This is a genomic window from Pseudoalteromonas undina, assembly GCF_000238275.3.
GTDB lineage: Bacteria > Pseudomonadota > Gammaproteobacteria > Enterobacterales > Alteromonadaceae > Pseudoalteromonas > Pseudoalteromonas undina.
On sequence record NZ_AHCF03000002.1, the window covers coordinates 493,500 to 513,095 of the forward strand.

The following is a 19,596-nucleotide window of genomic DNA, read 5'->3' on the forward strand; positions in this document are numbered from 1 at the left end:
CATAAATATGTGGCTAATATAGCCCATATTTATGTTTTGACAGGATATTAATAACTTATTTTAGCTACTGTATACGGCAAATTTGTTGTTTTTGAACACGGTGTGGTAGCTATCAAATTGGGTTTCTAAAATTGGTGGATATTTCAAAAAGCTATTAGCCACTATGGTCAGTTTGCCTGCCTTAGTTAAATGTTGCTTTGCATGGGTTAAAAAAGATTCCGCAACGCTGTAGTCAGTTGCAATCCCGGTATGAAATGGCGGATTGCTAATAATTAAATCAAACTTGCCAACAATACTATTTAAACCATCACTGAGTATGGCTTCACCGTTTACATTATTTAGCTTAAGCGTTTGCGTTGTTGCATAGGCTGCAAGTGCACTTACGTCACTACAGGTAAATGTCAGTGCTGGATTTTTTAGCCCTAAAAAAGTAGCAATAAGTCCTGCGCCACAACCAAAATCAAGGACTTTCCCATGTTTTAAGTTAGGAGCATTCTCTAATAGAATTTTCGTTCCAGCATCTAGTGCACCATGGTTAAACACACCAGGAATACTGACTGCTGTATACTCAATATCGCTCACACATACCGTAAACTCTTTATGGTAAGTGCTAATATCAAACGCGCTATTAATAGTGAGCTCTGAAAATGAATATAAAACACAGTGTTTTGCTGAGTCTATTTTATTACTAAATTCAGCCTTACCGGCGAGTTGCTTTTCAATTGACTTAACACCGCTCTTGTTTTCGCCAACAACGAGTAGCTCTGCATCTTTGCTTATCACAGCACGTATATTGTCTAACGCCATTAATAGCTCAGGTTTAGATTTAGGGTAATAAAGTATTACCAAATCATAATCGCCCGAATTAATTGTGTGGCTGATGGTTACGTCAATACCCGATATGTTTTTTGCAAATTCACCATTAGCGTGGTTATAACTAAAAGCGGTTATTTTACTTTGTGGATTGAGCGTTTTTAGCTCATTTAAAAAGCCATCTTGAACAAAGTTGACCACCAATATTGATTTACCTTTTAACTCTTCACTGTTACGAAGTAATAGTAGGCTCGGATTGGTTAATACGCTCATAAATGGCTTTACCTTACTTGATTATTTAATTAACGGTTACTTAGTACGTTCGAACATTAAATCCCATACGCCATGACCTAAACGCTGACCACGCTGTTCAAATTTAGTCAAAGGACGTAAATCAGGACGAGGTACATAGTCGTTAGTCTCAGATTGGTTTTTGTAACCTGGAGCTGCTTGCATTACTTCTAACATATGCTCTGCATAGTTTTCCCAATCGGTTGCCATGTGAAATACGCCACCGATTTTTAATTTAGAGCGGAGTTTTTCAGCAAACTCAGTTTGTACTATGCGACGCTTGTGGTGACGCTTTTTGTGCCATGGATCAGGAAAAAATAACTGTAAGGTTGATAAGCTTTCATCGCTTATACAATCAGCAAGAACTTCTACTGCATCGTGTTCAAATACGCGCAGATTAGTAACGCCAGCTTCGTCAGCATCCATTAAACATGCGCCAACGCCTGGGCGATGAACTTCTATGCCGATAAAGTTAAGGTGTGGTGCATTTTTTGCCATTTCAACTAATGACTTACCCATACCAAAACCAATTTCTAGCACTACATCATTGTCATTGCCAAAAACTTCGCTTAAATCAAGTAGGCCGTTTTTATGCTCAAGCCCCATTGTTGGCCAGCATTTTTCGATTGCAGCAGCTTGGCCTTTGGTTAATCGGCCTTCGCGTTTTACAAAACTGCGAATAGTGCGGATATACTTACCTTCTTGCTTAGCTTGCTCAAGGTTGTTGTTACTTGATTCACTCATATTATTGGCCTGACAAAACAATGTGTTTAAAAATGGTTGCGTATTATCCCTGACCAGCGCTAGGTTGACAAGCATTAGGGCGTTATAGCTTGATCTTTTCAGTCACTACAATAGACTGAGCCGCCATTGAGCATTAGTAAAAAATTAAATATGTCGGATTTAAAAAAACAGCAGTCAGCTTGGTTTTCCAACCAAGTAGTTGACTGGTATCACCTTCATGGGCGCAAAACGTTACCATGGCAATTAGCTAAAACGCCTTATAAAGTGTGGGTATCTGAGGTGATGTTACAGCAAACTCAGGTTGTCACTGTTATTCCTTATTTTGAAAAGTTTATGCAAAGCTTTCCCGATATTATTGCTTTAGCAAATGCTGATGAAGATCAGGTTTTGCATCATTGGACAGGTTTAGGTTATTACGCTCGTGCACGCAATTTACATAAAACCGCTAAAATAGTTCGAGATAAATACCAAGGTCAGTTTCCTAGCACGCTTGAAGAAGTAATGGATTTACCCGGAATAGGGCGCTCTACTGCTGGTGCTGTTTTATCATTATCTTTGGGGCAGCATTACCCTATTCTTGATGGTAATGTTAAAAGAGTGCTTGCTCGGTTTTTCATGGTTGAAGGTTGGTATGGAGTCAAAAAGGTAGAAAATCAGCTTTGGCATTTAAGTGAACAACTAACTCCTAAAAATAATGTAACAGAGTTTAATCAAGCTATGATGGATTTAGGTGCAAGCTTATGTTCGCGCAGCCGCTTTGATTGTGAGGCGTGCCCGTTAAATAGTCGTTGTGGTGCGTTTAACGCAGGTAAAGTTAAGGAGTTCCCTCACTCTAAACCTAAAAAAGCAGTGCCTAAAAAAAGTTGCCACCAGTTAATTATTAAACATAACGACAAAGTGCTTATGGAAAAACGCCCAAACAGTGGTATCTGGGGCGGATTGTTTGGATTTTTTGAATTTAATGAGTACAGCGAGCTCGAAACTTTTTTAGCGCAACAAGGGCTTAAAAGTGACCTTAATGAAGTAGCGCCTTTTACTCATGTATTTTCACATTTTGAGCTTACGATTAACCCGCATGTACTTAATATTGAAAAAGCTCCTGATGTTGTTAATGACAAGCAGTTGGTGTGGTATCCACTCGATCAATCAATAGAAGTAGGGTTAGCTGCACCGACTAAAAAGTTGGTTAAACAAATTACGGCAATAGTATAGAATAGCGATATATTTAGCATTAAGGGGAACAATCATGGCACGTACAGTATTTTGTCAAAAGTTACAAAAAGAGGCCGAAGGCCTTGGTTTTCAGTTATACCCTGGTGAACTTGGTGAGAAAATTTTTAATAATATTTCTAAAGAAGCCTGGGGGCAATGGCAGCATAAACAAACTATGCTGATCAATGAAAAGCATTTAAACATGATGGATCCAGAGCATCGTACTTTTTTAGAAGAGCAAATGGTTGGCTTTTTATTTGAAGGTAAAGAAGTTGAGATTGAAGGTTATAAGCCAGTAGAAAAATAAATTAACTGTGCTTAGGTTAATTAATAAAAAAGGGCTCTAAGCCCTTTTTTATTGCGTTAGCAAACGTTCTTAGTAACATATACTATTTAGTTAAATAAGTTCGTTCTGTTCCTCATTATTTTTAATTTGCTCTTTTAAGAACTGCGCTGCTCTTGAGTATTCAATTTCGAGCCCATCTCTCATCTTAATTAACTCATCAGCACTTACTTCATCGCTCTTGCACTTATCTTCAAATGACTGCGCTAAATCAGCAACAATATTAGCTCCTACTGTTTTTGATATAGATTTTAATTGATGGCAGGCAGATAAAATCTCAGCTTTGTTACTTTGCAATACAGCAAAGTTAATCGCTTTAATTTGTTCTTGGCTCTGTTCTAAATACATTTTAAAGAAGCGGATTATTTTAGCATCATCGCCATTTATGTACTTATTCGCTGATTCCATATCTATAGGCATAACAGACTTTTCGGCCGAATTCACCTGTTGTGGTTGTTCGCTGTATAAATCACTCCATTGCTTTAATGTGTCTTCAAGTGCATTAAGCTCAATAGGTTTAGTAATAAAGTCGTTAATACCCACTGCTAAACATCGCTCTCTCTCTCCCTTTAGAGCATTGGCAGTAACAGCAATAATATAAGGTTGTGCGTCAATTGATTCGAGTAATGAAGCTTCTTCTCTAATTTTTTCAACCATGTCGTAGCCAGACATTTTTGGCATATGTAAATCGGTTAAAATGAGCGAGTAGCTATTTTTACGCCACATATCTAAACCTTCTTCACCGTTATTAGCTACCTCTACACTGTAACCTAGTATATGTAGTTGTTCGGTGAGTACCTCTTGGTTCAATCGGTTATCTTCTACCAATAATACCAGCCTATTTGCAGCGAGTGCCTCTTCTGAACTTAGGTAGTGATTCATCGTTCTGGCTTTTTTAATTTGCTTAGGCTTATGTAAGCCGGCAGCCACTAAAATTGAAAGCATAAAGTTAGATTTACACAAAGGGGAGGCGTTAATATAAAAAATATTTTTATGGTTAATAACCGCTTCATCTAACTTACTTAATACCACCATTTGTTGGTTATTATCTTCTAATGAGTAAAGTAAACTTCTTAGTAGGGTACTAATACTACTCATGTCATCAATACCATCAACAACCCAAATAATATCCTTGGTTTCTTGATGAGCTTCTATATCTTGCTGCTCATGAGCATAGGTTATTTTAGCTCCCATAAATGACAAGTAACGGTAAATTACTTTGCCGCGTTCTGCGTTGTTACTAACAACAATGACATGTTTACCATTAAGTGTATTTTTATTGGCAAATTCAATTTTACCTGCGGTAGAAAAGGGCAGTTCAACAGTAAACTCACTACCTATCCCTTCATGACTTGTTACATGAATGGTACCAAGCATTAGCTCAGTTAAGCTTTTACAAATTGAAAGCCCAAGCCCTGTACCACCGAACTCTCGCGTAATTGAGCTTTCTGCTTGGGTGAACGGGTTAAAGATTTTTCTCAACTGAGATTGACTCATTCCTTTACCGTTATCACTTACGCAAAAACGCAATGTAAAGTGATCGGCGGTGTTATGTGCTACTTCTACTGATATTCTTACTTTCCCCTGGGTTGTACCATTGGTGCTGGTAAACTTTATGGCATTACTACATAAGTTATATAGCACTTGGCGCACTCTAACAGAGTCACCCTTAAGGTTGTTGGGTATATCGGGGGCAATTGATAAATCGAGTTCTAGGTGGCGATTTTTAGCAACCGACGATAACACCTTAGCAACTTCTTCTAGCGTATCGGCAACGGAAAACGGAACTGGATCTATATTGAGCTTTCCAGCCTCAATTTTAGAAAAATCTAAAATATCATCTAAAATACTTAATAACGAAAATGCTGATTCACGAATAATAGTACTTAAACGTTGCTGGGCACCATCAAGCTCTGTTTGACGAAGTAAATCAATAGTGCCAATTACGCCATTCATTGGTGTTCTTATTTCATGACTCATAGTGGCTAAAAAGGTGGTTTTAGTTTCGCTGGCTTTTAATGCTTTTTGAGTTTGCTTTTCTAATTCAAATGTTCTGCTTTGTACTTCTGTTTCAAGGCTAGTTTGTAGTTTTTTTAATTCTTTTTGTGCAGCCTGATCGTCAGCTTGAACCGTACTTACTTTTTTTAGCAGCAAGTTAATTTGTTGAGCAACGGTTTCTAATCCGCCTTCGAGTTGCTCATTAAGCGTGCTTTGATAGTTATCATTTTGTGTAATTGCTTTGAGTTCTTGAGTGAGAGAGTCGGTATTTTTATGTAATCGTTTATTAATATGCTTATTAAACGTAATAGCTAACGCAAACAGCACTATCAGAGCAACAATAGCGGCAAGGTACGCATTCATAAATAAGTTTTGTGTAGATGATGCAATTAAAGGTTGTTTTTGCTCAATAATAAGCTCAGCAATTACCTCCCCATTTACTGAAATAACATGATGTAATATGCCTTGCTCCTTTACATACTCATTAATAGCTAAAGGCTCAATTAAGTTACTATTATTGCTATAAACCAACTCGGTTTTATTGTTCGGATTAAAGCGGTGCAGGGTATATTTAAAATTATTATTGAGTAAGCTTGCGGTATCAAGAAGTGATTTGACTTTGTCTTGCTCGTGTATAGTTAGTGCTTCTACTATGGGTTGCTCAAGACGCTCAGCAAGCTTTGTTACCTTGATGGTTGAAACAGGGTTAACTTCTTTGTGCTCAGTATTGCTTTGTGAGTAAAGCGAATAGGCGACTATAAATAATGTGGCAGTTATAAGGTTACTAACTAAAAATAAAGGTAGTAAGCCTTTGATTGCTGGAGAAAACTTACCCTGCATGAATTTTCCTATCGTGGTATTATTAGAACGGTAAGCCTGTACCGAAAGTTATATACCAATCGTAACACCTAAAAAAAATAATTCACTACGTTTTTTAAAGTCTTTTGTTGAATAAATGCACTGTATTAACGAGAAACGTCGCTAGTTGTTTGAAAACCGTTCAAACAGTTGCAAAGGATAAAAAAAAAGTTGACTTGTAAGGGCAAAACTCGTTTAATACGCCGCACGCCCAGATAGCTCACTAAGAAGTGTCTTGTGGGAGTTGCATTAAAAATCAGGTAAGATTTTTAATTAGCACTGTTTAAGTGCCTCGATAGCTCAGTTGGTAGAGCAGAGGATTGAAAATCCTCGTGTCCCTGGTTCGATTCCGGGTCGAGGCACCATTTATTATAGTAATGGTGTTTAAGTAAATAAATTAAACATTTTTACACGTGCCTTATCACACAGTTTTGTGTGCCGACTTAGCTCAGCTGGTAGAGCAACTGACTTGTAATCAGTAGGTCAACCGTTCGACTCGGTTAGTCGGCACCATTTATTTTAATTAAGTGTTTTAATAACATTTAATTAGCACTGTTTAAGTGCCTCGATAGCTCAGTTGGTAGAGCAGAGGATTGAAAATCCTCGTGTCCCTGGTTCGATTCCGGGTCGAGGCACCATTTACAAAAAGTTATCAATCTTTAAAATTGATAAAGTGCCTTAGCACACACAGTTTTGTGTGCCGACTTAGCTCAGCTGGTAGAGCAACTGACTTGTAATCAGTAGGTCAACCGTTCGACTCGGTTAGTCGGCACCATTTATTTTAATTAAGTGTTTTATTAACATTTAATTAGCACTGTTTAAGTGCCTCGATAGCTCAGTTGGTAGAGCAGAGGATTGAAAATCCTCGTGTCCCTGGTTCGATTCCGGGTCGAGGCACCATTTATACAAAGCCTCGCGCATGCGGGGCTTTTTTGTTTCTGAATTTAGCTTAGCCATTGTTCGGCATCGAACTACGTTCGATTATAAAATACATCCTTGTATTTTCCCCTTCGGGCCACCTTTCAGATGTTAAAAATTGTTCCTGACAATTTTTTGCTGGGTCGAGGCACCATTTATACAAAGCCTCGCACATGCGGGGCTTTTTTGTTTCTGAATTTAGCTTAGCCATTGTTCGGCATCGAACTACGTTCGATTATAAAATACATCCTTGTATTTTCCCCTTCGGGCCATCTTTCAGATGTTAAAAATTGTTCCTGACAATTTTTTGCCGCTTTAGCTGGTGTAATGCCAACAGCAAACCCTGCCGTCTTTTCTATATCTACTTTTTAAGAGTTTCAATTAATTCTTTGGTTAAAGGTTAGCTTACTCATTTATTTGTGAATATTACGTTAGTGCTTGGCGTATTAAATACACTTATAAACTAATCGCAAGCTATGTAATGTTATGTAAAGTCAATTGAGCAACGTTTGTTAAAGTGATTGAATAACATTCATAAATAGCACTAATCAGGTTTAAACATGATGTGGCAATATAAGCCATCTTTATTAGCAATAAGCATTATAATGCTAAGCGGTTGTGCGAGTAACTTAAACCCATCGCAGCGCCAACAAGCTCCAAATAATTTACCACAGCAGTGGCAGCAACAGGCAGCAAGTTCGGTATTAAAAGTGGATGATGAATGGTTAACTCAACTGCACACGCCATTACTTAATAAATACGTAAAACAAGCGCTTAAAAACAACCAACAACTATTACAAACCAGCTATGATGTCGCTATTACTAAGCAGCAACTAATAGCAACCGGAGCAGCTCTATGGCCTAGTTTAGATTTATCTTCGCGTACTAGCCGCAGTAAAGGTAACCGGCCTGTTAGCTATAATAATGCCAGCTCTGTCAGCTTAAACTTAAATTACGAAGTTGACTTATGGGGTAAGCTGTCAGATTCAAAACGAGAAGCTAACCTTTCATATTTAGCTCAAAAAGCGCGTTTTGAACAAGCTAAACAGCAACTGGTTTCAGATGTTGTACAAGGCTGGTTTGATGTTGTGTCTGCGCAGCAGCTACTTGATTTATATAAGCGCCGTGAAGAAAATGCTAAGCAAAACCTCGATATAATTGAATCGGGTTACCGCCAAGGTATAAACGAAGCGCTTGATGTTTATTTAGCCCGCAATGAGCTTAATAACGAACGCTCACGCATTGCCACTCAAACAGCGAGTTTATCAAGTGCAGCGCGAGTGCTTGAGCGCTTACTAGGTGAGTACCCAAAAGGAGCTATTGCAGCAAGCACTGACTTACCGGTTGTTGATACCGAAATTCCAGTTGGTATTCCTTCAGAGCTCATTACCCGAAAGCCCGCATTACTTGCCAGTTGGTACGAGTTATTAGCTAGTGATGCGTCATTGGCTTATGCGCATAAACAGCGCTTTCCGAGTTTAAATTTAACTGCAAGCTTAAGTGATAGTACAGATCGAGTGAGTGATTTGTTTTCTCCTTCAAGCCTCGCATGGTCTTTACTCGGAAGTATTTCGGCACCTATTTTTGAGGGAGGGCGTTTACAAGCCAATGAAGAAATAGCGCGTCTGAATACTCAAAAGCAAGAGCAACAATATTTGCAAACTCTGTACGATGCATTTGCTGATGTAGAAAATGCAATATCGCAGCAGCAGTCTTTAAAAGCGCAGTACACCAGTACCCTTGAAGCACAAAAAAATGCACTTGCGGCCGAGCAGTTATCGTTTGAGCAATATCAAAGTGGCTTGGTCACTTACACCACGGTACTTGATGCACAAGGGCGCTCATTCGATGCGCAAAGTTCATTAATACAAATTAAAAAGCAATTAATCGCAAATAGAATTAACCTACATGTTGCCCTTGGTGGTGATTTTGATAAACCGTCAAGCGACTTAAAGAGCAATAACGATGAACACTAAAACAGCTAAAATTATTATTCCAGCCGCGGTTGTTGTTACCGCTCTTTTAATTGTATTTTTTATTAAGAGTAATCCGCCAGAGGCGAGACGCTTTAGTTCAGCACCAAAAGCAGCAATTAGTGTGTCTGTACTTGAGCTTGTGCCTCAAAGTTATCAAGTAATGATAGACAGCTACGGTACGGTAAAACCTCGAACACAAAGCTTACTTGTTGCTCAAGCATCTGGGCAAATAATTGAAGTGAGCGATGAGTTTAGAGAAGGTGGTTTTTTTGAAAAAGGCGACGTGTTATTAAAGCTAGATGATAGAGATCATCAGGCAGAGGTTAAATCTGCTCAAGCTAATTTACTTACAGCAGAGCAAAGCTTATTAGAAGAAAAGGCCCGCGGGCAACAAGCACTGACTGATTGGAAGCGCCTTGGTGGTTCAAGCCAAGCCAGCAGCTTGGTATTACGTGAGCCGCAATTAGCAGCTGCGCAAGCACAAGTGCTATCGGCTCAAGCTGCCCTTGAAAAAGCAGAGCTTGATTTAGAGCGTACAAAGGTTACCGCACCTTATGCTGGGCGCATACTGAGTCGTAGTGTCGATTTAGGTCAAGTAGTAAGTAACAATACCCAACTTGCTACTATTTACGCTATTGATAGTGTTGAAATTCGCTTACCAATAAAAAATAAAGACCTTTCGTTTGTTAACCTGCCAGAGCAATACCGTGATGGTGCTAAAAACCAAGCGGGTTCGTTAGTTAAATTTAGTTCTGATTTAGTGGGGGAGCAAACATGGCAAGGCCAACTGGCACGAACTGAAGGCGCTATTGACGAAAACGCGCAGCAACTTTACGTGGTAGCAAAAATAGACGACCCATATAAATCAACCGCCAGTAATCAGTATCCAATTAAAATAGGGCAATACATTAAGGCGCAAATAGCGGGTAAAACAGTGCAAAATGCGTTGATCATTCCTAACAGCACAATTTATCAAGGTACTTATGTTTATGTGGTTGAAGGTGATGTATTAAAGCGTAAAGACGTAACTTTTGCATGGCAAAACGCCAATCAAGCAATGATCAAAACCGGTTTAAAAGCGAACGATAAATTAGTTGTCACGCCGCTAGGGCAAGTAAGCTCAGGCACTAAAGTGAGTATTTTAGGTGAAGAGCCAAAAGAAAAAGTACCTAAAAATAAGCGCCCGACTCGTGAGCAACTTGAGCAAAAAGCAAAAGAGCTTGGTATCAGTGTTGAAGAGTTAATAAAAAAACGTCGCGCAGCCAAGCAAGGAGATAAAGCATGATTGCTTGGTTTACTAAAAACCATGTTGCTGCCAATTTATTGTTAGTAACTTTGTTGTTGTCGGGACTATTTAGTTTATCGAGTAAAATACCACTTGAGGTGTTTCCGTCTTTCGAAACAGACATGATAAGCGTAGGTGTTAGCCTGCGTGGTGCAACCCCTGAAGATGTAGAGCAGGGCGTAACTATTCGTATTGAAGAAGCGGTGCAAGACTTAGAGGGCATTAAACAAATATTTAGCCGCTCGTCAGAGGGCTCAGGCTCTGTAACCATTGAGGTTGAAAGTGGTTACGATCCTCGTGAACTGTTGGCTGATATTAAAAGCCGAGTAGATGCGATTAATACGTTTCCTGGCGATGCAGAAAAACCGATTGTTGCGCTGGCTGAGCGTAAAAGAGAAGTAATAGCCGTTACCGTATCAAGCGATTACGGCGAAAAAGAAACGCGTGAATATGCAGAAAAAGTGCGAGATCAAATACTTCGCTTACCTAACGTAACACAGGTAGAGCTAAGTGGTGTACGAGACTACGAGTTAGCCATTGAAGTTAGCCAAGACACACTTCGCCAGTACAGCCTAAGCCTTGCGCAAATATCGAGTGCTATTGCTAATTCAAGTTCTGATATTTCTGCTGGTAACTTAAAAACAGAAGGTGGCGATGTACTAATTAGCTCAAAAGGGCAGGCTTATCGTAAAGATGAATTTGCCAGCATAGTAGTAAAAAACCAAGCCGACGGAACGATTATCCGCTTAGGTGATATTGCTACAATTAAAGACGATTTTGAAGAAACGCCAGTACGGACCCGTTTTAATGGTAAGCAAGCGGCGTTTATAGACGTATACCGAATTGGCCCGCAGAGCGCGATAACCGTGGCAGACGATGTTAAAAACTACATTGAAGAACAGCAAGCCACGCTACCACAAGGTTTTAAACTAAGTTATTGGGACGACGATTCAGAGCTAGTTAAAAGCCGTATCGCCACCTTAACCAGTAATGCTTTACAAGGTGGTATTTTAGTACTGGCACTGCTCACGCTATTTTTGCGCCCAGCAATTGCATTTTGGGTGTTTATTGGTATTCCTGTATCGTTTATGGGCGCGTTTATCGCGATGCCAATTTTTGGTGTAACGCTAAATATAATGAGCTTATTCGGCTTTATTTTAGTACTCGGTATTGTAGTTGATGACGCCATAGTAACCGGCGAAAACGTGTATACCCATTTAAAAACGGCAAAATCGGGTGAGCAGGCTGCTATATTGGGTACTCAAGAAGTTGCTACTCCCGTTACCTTTGGTGTACTGACTACTGTTGCTGCCTTTTTACCTTTAGCATTTATTGAAGGGGCGCGCGGCGCCTTATTTGCACAAATTCCGGTAGTGGTTATTCCAGTTTTATTGTTTTCGCTAATTGAATCTAAATTTGTGTTACCAGCACATTTAAAATACATAAAACTACGCCACCAAAAAGGTGAACCATCGAGGCTTGAAGCAATTCAACAACGCTTTGCTGATGGCTTTGAAAGTGCAATTTTAAAATATTACCAACCTATATTAAACACTGCTTTACGCCATAAACTAGCAACGGTTAGTTTATTTGTGGGGGTATTTTTTATTATTTTAACCATGATCACCAGTGGTTGGACTAAGTTTATCTTTTTCCCACGAATTCCTAGCGAAACTGTACGAGTCAATCTAACACTGCCAACAGGTACACCGTTTGAAGTAACCAATAAATACGTGATTGATATGTCCGAAAAAGCGCAGCAATTACAAGACAAATATCGCGATCCTAATACAGGCGAAAGCGTTATTTTAAATATATTAGCCACTACTGGCGGACGCGGTGGCGCGTCTAACTCCGGAGCGGTACGCTTTGAGATTACACCTGCTGAGCAGCGTGAGTCAGATATAGGTTCGCGAGAGCTTGCTAGTGAATGGCGCGATTTAATTGGTGTTATTCCTGGCGCTGAAAGCCTAACATTTAGAGCTGAAATTGGCCGAAGTTCAGACCCAATAGACGTTCAACTAAGTGGTACTTCACTAACAATATTGCAAGATGTAGCTGATAATATTAAAAATCGTTTAGCAACGTACCCAACGGTGTTTGATATTGCTGACAGTATGTCTGACGGTAAAGAAGAGTTGCGTATAGAGCTTACGCAACAAGGTTTGGCGCTTGGTTTAAACCGTGTAAATGTGGCAGGACAAGTGCGTAATTCGTTTTTTGGCTCGCAGGTTCAGCGTATTCAACGCGGACGAGACGACGTGCGTGTAATGGTTCGTTTACCTATTGACGAGCGCCGCTCTGTAGCTGATTTACAAAACATACTAATAAGCACTCCCGATGGCGGCTCTGTGCCATTGTCGCACGTGGCAACACTTACGGCAGGACAAAGCCCATCAACCATAAACCGTATTGATCGTTATCGCACACTAAACGTGACGGCTGATATTGAAAAAAACAACACCAACATGACGGTGCTTCAAGCCGACCTAGCACAATATTTAGACGAGTTAATGCAGCAATACCCAGGTGTTGATTACAAACTCGAAGGTGAAGCCAAAGAGCAAAGAGAGTCGTTTGGCTCATTGGCTTGGGCGTTAGTGTTTGTGTTTTTTATTATTTATGCGCTATTGGCCATTCCGTTTAAGTCATACATGCAACCAATTATTGTTATGAGCGTTATTCCATTTGGCATGATTGGCGCTGTAGTAGGGCACTGGATAATGGGTATGGACTTAACCATTATGAGCTTACTAGGTATGCTTGCGTTAATAGGTGTGGTAGTGAACGATTCGCTCGTATTAGTCGATTTCATTAATAAAAAACGTAGCGAAGGTGGCGATTTAATAGAGGCTGTTAAACTCGCTGGCGCATCGCGCTTTCGCCCGGTTATGCTTACTAGTCTAACCACATTTATAGGCTTAATGCCGCTGCTGTTTGAAAAGGCGACTCAGGCGCAGTTTTTAATACCTATGGCAGTAAGCTTAGGATTTGGGATTATATTTGCGACTTTTATAACCTTATTACTTGTTCCCGTTAACTATATGCTGATGGAGCGCTTTCAAGGTTGGTTTAAGTAGTGTTAGGCATTAAAAAGACAAAGGGATAGGTGTTAGAAATAAGTTTAATATCGGGCTGTGGAAACGCAGTTCGATATATTTAAAGACGAAAGATAGGGAATATTTAGTTATAAAGAAATGCTTGAGAACCTAAGCTATAAAGGAAGGTGTTCCCCGAGAATGCGGTGCCCGGTGTCAGTCCTGAAACCTTGAGGTTTCAGGGCGGAAATCTGCGGTTTACCGTAGGCTTCTCGGTACATGCCGAGCTTGCACAATAGTAAACGAACAAAAATCCTGGTATAAAATTTATCGGCTCAGGGACTTAACCAAGCTCCTGCACCCCAGGGAACAAATTTAGTATATAAGACATATTCCAATCCTTAAACCCCAATCGTAAAAAATTAAACTGTTCGCTCAGTTTTCCTCCACATTTAATCTTGTATTTACTTTTAAGATTGCTTTTTGAACTCAATTTGCTTTTCAATCGCTTGCTTTTGACCTCAGTCATAGAATTCATTGGAGTTGCTTTTTATCGAGTGGTAGCATTGCTTTAATTAGCAAAGCGAAGACGTCATTATGAATAACTTACCAGATTACGAAAAAGCCCAACTTCTTTTAGAGAAAAATGAAATATTTGTATCACCCGCAGAAGCGCATGGCGTTATTAGCGGCTTACTTGCTTGTGGGCTAAGCATTGACGATAAAGAATACTTAGGCTTACTGAGCGATGTATTTAATGATGGCGAGTCGTTTAGTAACGATTTAAAACAGTTTTTTGGCCAAATTTACCAACAAGTAGTTGAAAGTTTTAATAACGAAGAGTTTCAATTTGACTTGTTTTTACCTAGTGATGACGAAACACTCATCGATCAGGCTAACGGGCTCGTATCATGGGTAGCTGGGTTTATGTTGGGTTTTGGCTTAAAGCAAAAAGATTATGGCAAGCTGTCGGCAGATGTAAAAGAAGTGATCAGCGACTTTAGCGAGATTACACGCCTAGATACAACCTTTGAAGAAACCGAAGAAGATAGCCAAGCACTCCATGAAGTGATTGAGTACGTCCGTGTATCGGCGCTATTGTGTTTTGCTGAGCTAGGCAAAGAGCAAAATCCACAAAGCAACAAAAAAACACTGCATTAATTGAGCAACACAATAAAAGTAATGGGTTAGTTATTAATGGTTGAAATACAAAAGTCAGAGTTTAAAGCGCGCCGCGAGCGTTTATTGGCGGCAATGGATAATAACAGTATTGCTATAATTCCCGCTGCAACGGAGCTCACGCGTAGCCGTGATACTCATTATCCGTTTCGACAAGACAGTGACTTTTTTTACTTAACTGGTTTTAACGAACCCGATGCCGTGTTGGTGCTTTGCAAAAACAGTGATACACCCTCACTATTATTTTGTTTAGATAAAGACAAACTTGCAGAGGTATGGCACGGCAGACGCATTGGTTTTGAAAAAGCACAAAGCGAATACTTATTCGACAAAACTTATGCACTTAGTGAGCTAAATGAACAATTATTGAATTTGGTGAACGGCCAACAGATTTTATTTTATGCACAAGGGACGTATCCTGCCTTTGATGGCAAAGTATTTTCAATGCTTAACACTTTGCGCAGTGCCCCTAAAAAAGGGGATACAGCACCGAGTACAATTAAAGATATTCGCCCTTTATTGCATGAAATGCGTTTATTTAAATCGCCAGGCGAAATTAACATTATGCGTGAGGGCTGTGAAATAAGCGCTCGAGCACACATGCGAGCCATGCGTTTTTCCCACGTTGGCGCAACCGAGTTTCAACTAGAGGCAGAGCTTCATCATCACTATGCAATGAACGGTGCGCCACATCCTGCTTATGGCACTATTGTCGGCAGTGGCGATAACGCCAATATTTTGCACTACACCCAAAATAGCGACGTATTAAACAATGGCGACTTAGTACTGATTGATTCAGGCTGTGAGCTACAAGGCTACGCCGCCGATATAACACGTACCTTCCCCGTTAACGGTAAATTTAGCACTGAGCAAGCTGCGCTTTATAATATTGTACTTAAAGCGCAAGAAATCGCATTTAGCGAAATAAAACCCGGAGGTCTTTTATCTCAGGCAAATAAACTCGCTATGCAAGTACTAACCCAAGGGTTACTTGATTTAGGTATTTTAACCGGCGATTTTGATGAGTTAATGGCACAAGGTGCCTGTAAAGAATACTACATGCATGGTCTTGGTCACTGGTTAGGACTTGATGTTCATGATGTGGGCGATTACAAGGTTAATAACCAAGAGCGTGTCTTAGAGCCGGGTATGGTGCTAACCATTGAGCCTGGGCTGTATATTAGTAAAGACTCAAATGCGCCTCAAAAATACCAAGGTATAGGTATTCGTATTGAAGATAACTTATTAGTAACTGATTCAGGTTACGACAACTTAACCATTAGCGTGCCTAAAACAATTAGTGAAATAGAAGCGTTAATGCAAAGCGCTAAAAACGCATAAGCTTGGAGATAAAAGTGGCTAAGCAGTTTGATATTGTAGTAATTGGTGGTGGTTTAGTCGGCGCAAGTTGTGCTCTAAGTATAAGTAAAAAAAATCCCAGCTTAAATATTGCTGTAATTGAAGCAAATCAAGTAACCACAGATTATCACCCAAGCTTTGATGACAGAAGCATCGCACTTGCACAGCAGTCGGTGGAGTATTTACAAAGCCTCAATTTGTTTGAAATAAACGCTCCCTATGCGGCAGCCATAAAAAAAGTAAGTGTGTCAGACAAAGGGCACTTTGGTAAAACCCATATACAGTGTGATGAGTTTGCAAAACCCTCATTAGGTTATGTGGTAGAGGTAAACCCATTTGGCAGAGCGCTGCATCAGCGTTTAATGCAATCAAACATATCGCTTTTTTGCCCAGATAGCGTAACAGCGATAAAACAAAACGCCGATAGTAATGAACTTACATTACAAAGTAGCGAAAAACTCAGTGCTAAGCTGTTGGTGATTGCCGACGGTGCACAGTCGCCAACTCGTAATTTATTGGGGCTCGGCTTCAATACCCAGCCTTATGAACAAGGTGCGATTATTGCCAATATAGAAGTCGCTGGTGGACACCATCATCAGGCGTTTGAGCGGTTTACCCAAAATGGCCCAATGGCTTTATTACCCATGAGTAATAACCGCTATTCGTTAGTATGGTGTATGCGCCAAGAACATATTGAGCAGTATATGTCGCTAAGTGAACCAGACTTTATAAGTGCGCTGCAAACTGCCTTTGGTTATCGTGCAGGACAGTTTATAAAAGCCGGTATGCGCGCTAGTTACCCTTTAGTTTATGGGCAAATAGAGTCATTAACGACGCACCGGGCAGTGGTGATAGGCAACGCGGCACACGCAATTCATCCTATTGCAGGACAAGGCTTTAATTTAGGGTTGCGAGATGTACAAGTGCTGAGTAACTTAATTGCAAACAGTGAACATGATTTAGGTAGCTATGCTTTTACTCGTCAATATTCAATCAAGCGCCGTGATGATATAAAAACCGTAATGACATTGACCGATGCCTTGGTTCGACTTTTTTCAAACTCATCACGTGTGTTAGCGCTTGGTCGAAGTATTGGGCTATTTTCAATGGATTTATTCCCTGCATTAAAAGCCCCATTAGCAAAACAATTAATGGGTCAAGTTAAACAAGGTACACGTTTATGAAACAAGTACAGGTTTGTATAGTGGGTGGTGGCTGCGTTGGGTTAACGCTGGCGCTCGGGCTTGCTAAAGCGAATATTAGCGTGGCTGTGTTAGATGCTGCGCCAACTCAAGCTCCACCTAGCGATGATTATGGCTTACGAGTTAGTGCACTAAGTATAGCCAGCCAAACCTTGCTGGAGCAATTAAATGTATGGCCACACATAATAGCTGGGCGTGCTTGTGCTTATACGCACATGGATGTTCGTGATGCCGACAGCTTTGGTAAAATAGCCTTTAATAACGAGCAACTTGAGCTTGAGCATTTAGGGCACATAGTTGAAAACGACATTATTCGCTTTGCACTAATAAAAGAGCTTGAGCAGCAAAGTAATGCCACAGTGATGTTTGATACCGAGTATCAGCAAATACATCAAAGTGAGTCTGATGTATTTATTAATTTAAAAACTGGCGAACCTATTATTGCTAAGTTGCTGGTGGCGGCTGATGGCGCAAATTCAGCGATTCGTAAACAGTTTAATATGGCGCTGAGCTTTAAAGATTACGATCACCATGCGTTAGTAGCGACAGTTAAAACCAAAGAGTCACATGAAAATACCGCACGCCAAGTGTTTTTACCAACCGGGCCACTAGCGTTTTTACCACTAAGCGATGAGCATACTCATTCAATTGTGTGGTCTACCAGCCCTAATCATTGTGATGAATTGTTAGCAATGGACGACACCACTTTTAATAAAGCAGTTATGGCTGCCATAGATGGCCAATGCGGTTTATGTGAAGTGCAAAGTAAGCGCGTCGCGTTTCCACTTAAAATGCGTTACGCCCAACAATGGGTTAATGGCAAGGTAGTGTTAATGGGCGATGCAGCGCATACCATTCATCCATTGGCAGGGCTGGGTATGAATCTGGGCCTAAAAGACGCCGCTTATTTAATTGAGCTACTAAGTCAAGACGCCAAAGAATTTGCCAGTACACGAACACTGCGTGATTACGAACGTACTCGCAAGCTCGACGCACAAAAACACATCGCCATGATGCAAGGGCTAAAAGAGCTATTTGAAGGTGCAAACCCAGTTAAAAAGCTGATTCGTGGTGTAGGGCTTTCACTCGTTGATAACTTAGGCCCAATCAAACACTTATTCGCCAAAGAAGCGATAGGGAAATGATTAAGGTTGAGAAGAGTGAAACGAAACCCAACGGATGAAGTAGCTAGTTTTTAGCTGCCAGTTATTAGCATTTTTATGGATAGTAATAAGGTTATCAGGAAGATAAATGAGAAAAAAATTTAAATATAATACCTCGAGTTTCCTACTTTTCTGTCTGTTGGTAGTCTCTTGTATAATTATTATCGGGCTTTATATCGCAACTTTTGGAATTGATTTAATAAATAATAAAAATATTTATAATTGGGTTAATACTGCCACTTATCTGAATAATATGCTTCAGCCTATACTCTTAATTACCAGTATTTTTCTTTTATATAAAACTTGGCAGACGAGTAAAAAAGAATTATCAGAAACAAGAACGCTTATGAAAACTCAAACTGACGTTTTACTTTTTGAAAAGGTAAAAGAAACTCTGCCTATGTTTATTGAGTCATTGCAAAACAATAACGTAAAGGATATTCCATCAAAGAATAAAGATGTGAATCAGAGTATTTTTAGATCTAAGCTATCTGATTTTAGCTACCTCATAAAAGACCCTAAACTGATTAATCAAGATGATATTAAGGCTAAATATGGAGTGGGCGTTTTCGAACATCTATCGGCTTATTGTAGTAAAAATTATTGTAAAGAGTTTCAAGCATTTCAATTTGTTATTTTATCTAATGATGAGAGGGATTTGATTAAAACCATCTATAATAAAATGATAGCGTTTATCTATTTAACGGATAATACCTTTCTTAAAAGTTTTGATAGAGACTTTATAAATATTTTTGAGTTTATTTCCTCAGTTACGGACAAAAAACTTCGATTACTCTTATATAAGGAGCTAGTTAAGTCGCTAGGTGGAAACCTAGCTTTAAAGGGGCTTTTCATTTTCTATCAATCTAGATACAAAACTTTGTCAAAGGTTACAGAGAGTGAATTTTTGAAAGAGTGCATACGCGATTTTTATGACAATAACTTTTTAGAAACATATAAGCTGGATTTATATCTAATAGAATTAATAAATAAATCCCACTCTAGCAGTAAAAAGTGTTTTTAATGCGCAAAAAATTTAACTTGAATTAACTGTTAGGTATAAAAGCTACGCTTTCACGCGAGCAAGCTCGGCGCCTACCTAGTAAATATTAAACACTTATCTTTATTTTACTTATTGATATAAAGGGAGCATCCAATAATATCTTCCCGAAACCCGAAACCCGAAACCCGAAACCCGAAACCCGATTCACTTATCT

At 39.6% G+C, this 19,596-nt stretch carries 13 protein-coding genes, 5 tRNA genes and 1 other RNA gene; 15 read left to right on the forward strand and 4 right to left on the reverse strand.

The genetic code is table 11. The annotated features are described in order from the left end of the window. Window positions 1-60: 60 nt before the first annotated feature. Window positions 61-1,086 (reverse strand): methyltransferase, encoded by a 1,026-nt coding sequence (locus PUND_RS02900; protein WP_010390834.1) that lies wholly within the window; start codon window positions 1,084-1,086, stop codon window positions 61-63. Between the two features lie 36 nt (window positions 1,087-1,122). Continuing rightward, window positions 1,123-1,848, reverse strand: coding sequence for a tRNA (guanosine(46)-N7)-methyltransferase TrmB (gene trmB / locus PUND_RS02905; RefSeq protein WP_010390835.1), 726 nt, complete (start codon window positions 1,846-1,848; stop codon window positions 1,123-1,125). 150 nt (window positions 1,849-1,998) lie between these two features. Between trmB and mutY the strand changes: the two genes are divergently transcribed. Together mutY and PUND_RS02915 are read left to right on the forward strand one after the other, a co-directional pair. Beyond that, window positions 1,999-3,060 (forward strand): A/G-specific adenine glycosylase, encoded by a 1,062-nt coding sequence (gene mutY / locus PUND_RS02910; protein ID WP_010390837.1) that lies wholly within the window; start codon window positions 1,999-2,001, stop codon window positions 3,058-3,060. A gap of 34 nt (window positions 3,061-3,094) precedes the next feature. Further along, window positions 3,095-3,367, forward strand: a complete 273-nt coding sequence (locus PUND_RS02915; RefSeq protein ID WP_008110439.1) for an oxidative damage protection protein — start codon at window positions 3,095-3,097, stop codon at window positions 3,365-3,367. A gap of 90 nt (window positions 3,368-3,457) precedes the next feature. Here the strand turns inward: PUND_RS02915 and PUND_RS02920 are convergent, their stop codons facing one another. After that, window positions 3,458-6,241, reverse strand: a complete 2,784-nt coding sequence (locus tag PUND_RS02920) for an ATP-binding protein (RefSeq protein WP_010390838.1) — start codon at window positions 6,239-6,241, stop codon at window positions 3,458-3,460. A 307-nt stretch (window positions 6,242-6,548) separates the two neighbouring features. Here PUND_RS02920 and PUND_RS02925 point away from each other — a divergent pair. The 8 genes from PUND_RS02925 (at window position 6,549) to PUND_RS02960 (ending at window position 13,518) form a co-directional block, all read left to right on the forward strand. Beyond that, a tRNA-Phe gene (locus tag PUND_RS02925) sits at window positions 6,549-6,624 on the forward strand. A 72-nt stretch (window positions 6,625-6,696) separates the two neighbouring features. Further along, window positions 6,697-6,772: transfer RNA gene (locus tag PUND_RS02930), tRNA-Thr, on the forward strand. A gap of 49 nt (window positions 6,773-6,821) precedes the next feature. After that, a tRNA-Phe gene (locus tag PUND_RS02935) sits at window positions 6,822-6,897 on the forward strand. Between the two features lie 61 nt (window positions 6,898-6,958). Continuing rightward, window positions 6,959-7,034, forward strand: a tRNA-Thr gene (locus tag PUND_RS02940). Window positions 7,035-7,083: 49 nt separating this feature from the next. Further along, window positions 7,084-7,159: transfer RNA gene (locus tag PUND_RS02945), tRNA-Phe, on the forward strand. Between the two features lie 578 nt (window positions 7,160-7,737). Further along, window positions 7,738-9,153: a TolC family protein gene (locus PUND_RS02950; RefSeq protein WP_041708740.1), complete on the forward strand. Its 1,416-nt coding sequence runs from the start codon at window positions 7,738-7,740 to the stop codon at window positions 9,151-9,153. Then, a complete protein-coding gene (locus tag PUND_RS02955; RefSeq protein ID WP_010390842.1) occupies window positions 9,143-10,438 on the forward strand; it encodes an efflux RND transporter periplasmic adaptor subunit in 1,296 nt (431 codons plus the stop codon). The genes PUND_RS02950 and PUND_RS02955 overlap by 11 nt, the downstream gene beginning before the upstream one ends. Beyond that, window positions 10,435-13,518, forward strand: coding sequence for an efflux RND transporter permease subunit (locus PUND_RS02960; RefSeq protein WP_010390843.1), 3,084 nt, complete (start codon window positions 10,435-10,437; stop codon window positions 13,516-13,518). The genes PUND_RS02955 and PUND_RS02960 overlap by 4 nt, the downstream gene beginning before the upstream one ends. Before the next feature lie 146 nt (window positions 13,519-13,664). Here PUND_RS02960 and ssrS read toward each other — a convergent pair. Then, window positions 13,665-13,848: non-coding RNA, 6S RNA (gene ssrS / locus PUND_RS02965), on the reverse strand. Between the two features lie 225 nt (window positions 13,849-14,073). Between ssrS and PUND_RS02970 the strand changes: the two genes are divergently transcribed. The 5 genes from PUND_RS02970 to PUND_RS02990 all read left to right on the forward strand — a co-directional run bounded on the left by PUND_RS02970 (window position 14,074) and on the right by PUND_RS02990 (window position 19,403). Then, the gene (locus PUND_RS02970) at window positions 14,074-14,637 is read left to right on the forward strand and encodes a UPF0149 family protein (RefSeq protein ID WP_008110427.1); all 564 of its coding nucleotides are present in this window, start codon (window positions 14,074-14,076) and stop codon (window positions 14,635-14,637) included. A gap of 36 nt (window positions 14,638-14,673) precedes the next feature. Further along, window positions 14,674-15,996, forward strand: coding sequence for a Xaa-Pro aminopeptidase (gene pepP, locus PUND_RS02975; protein ID WP_010390845.1), 1,323 nt, complete (start codon window positions 14,674-14,676; stop codon window positions 15,994-15,996). A 14-nt stretch (window positions 15,997-16,010) separates the two neighbouring features. Continuing rightward, a complete protein-coding gene (gene ubiH / locus PUND_RS02980; RefSeq protein ID WP_010390846.1) occupies window positions 16,011-17,198 on the forward strand; it encodes a 2-octaprenyl-6-methoxyphenyl hydroxylase in 1,188 nt (395 codons plus the stop codon). After that, window positions 17,195-18,361, forward strand: coding sequence for an FAD-dependent monooxygenase (locus PUND_RS02985; protein ID WP_010390848.1), 1,167 nt, complete (start codon window positions 17,195-17,197; stop codon window positions 18,359-18,361). The genes ubiH and PUND_RS02985 overlap by 4 nt, the downstream gene beginning before the upstream one ends. A 106-nt stretch (window positions 18,362-18,467) precedes the next feature. After that, window positions 18,468-19,403, forward strand: coding sequence for a hypothetical protein (locus PUND_RS02990; protein WP_010390849.1), 936 nt, complete (start codon window positions 18,468-18,470; stop codon window positions 19,401-19,403). Window positions 19,404-19,596 lie beyond the last annotated feature (193 nt).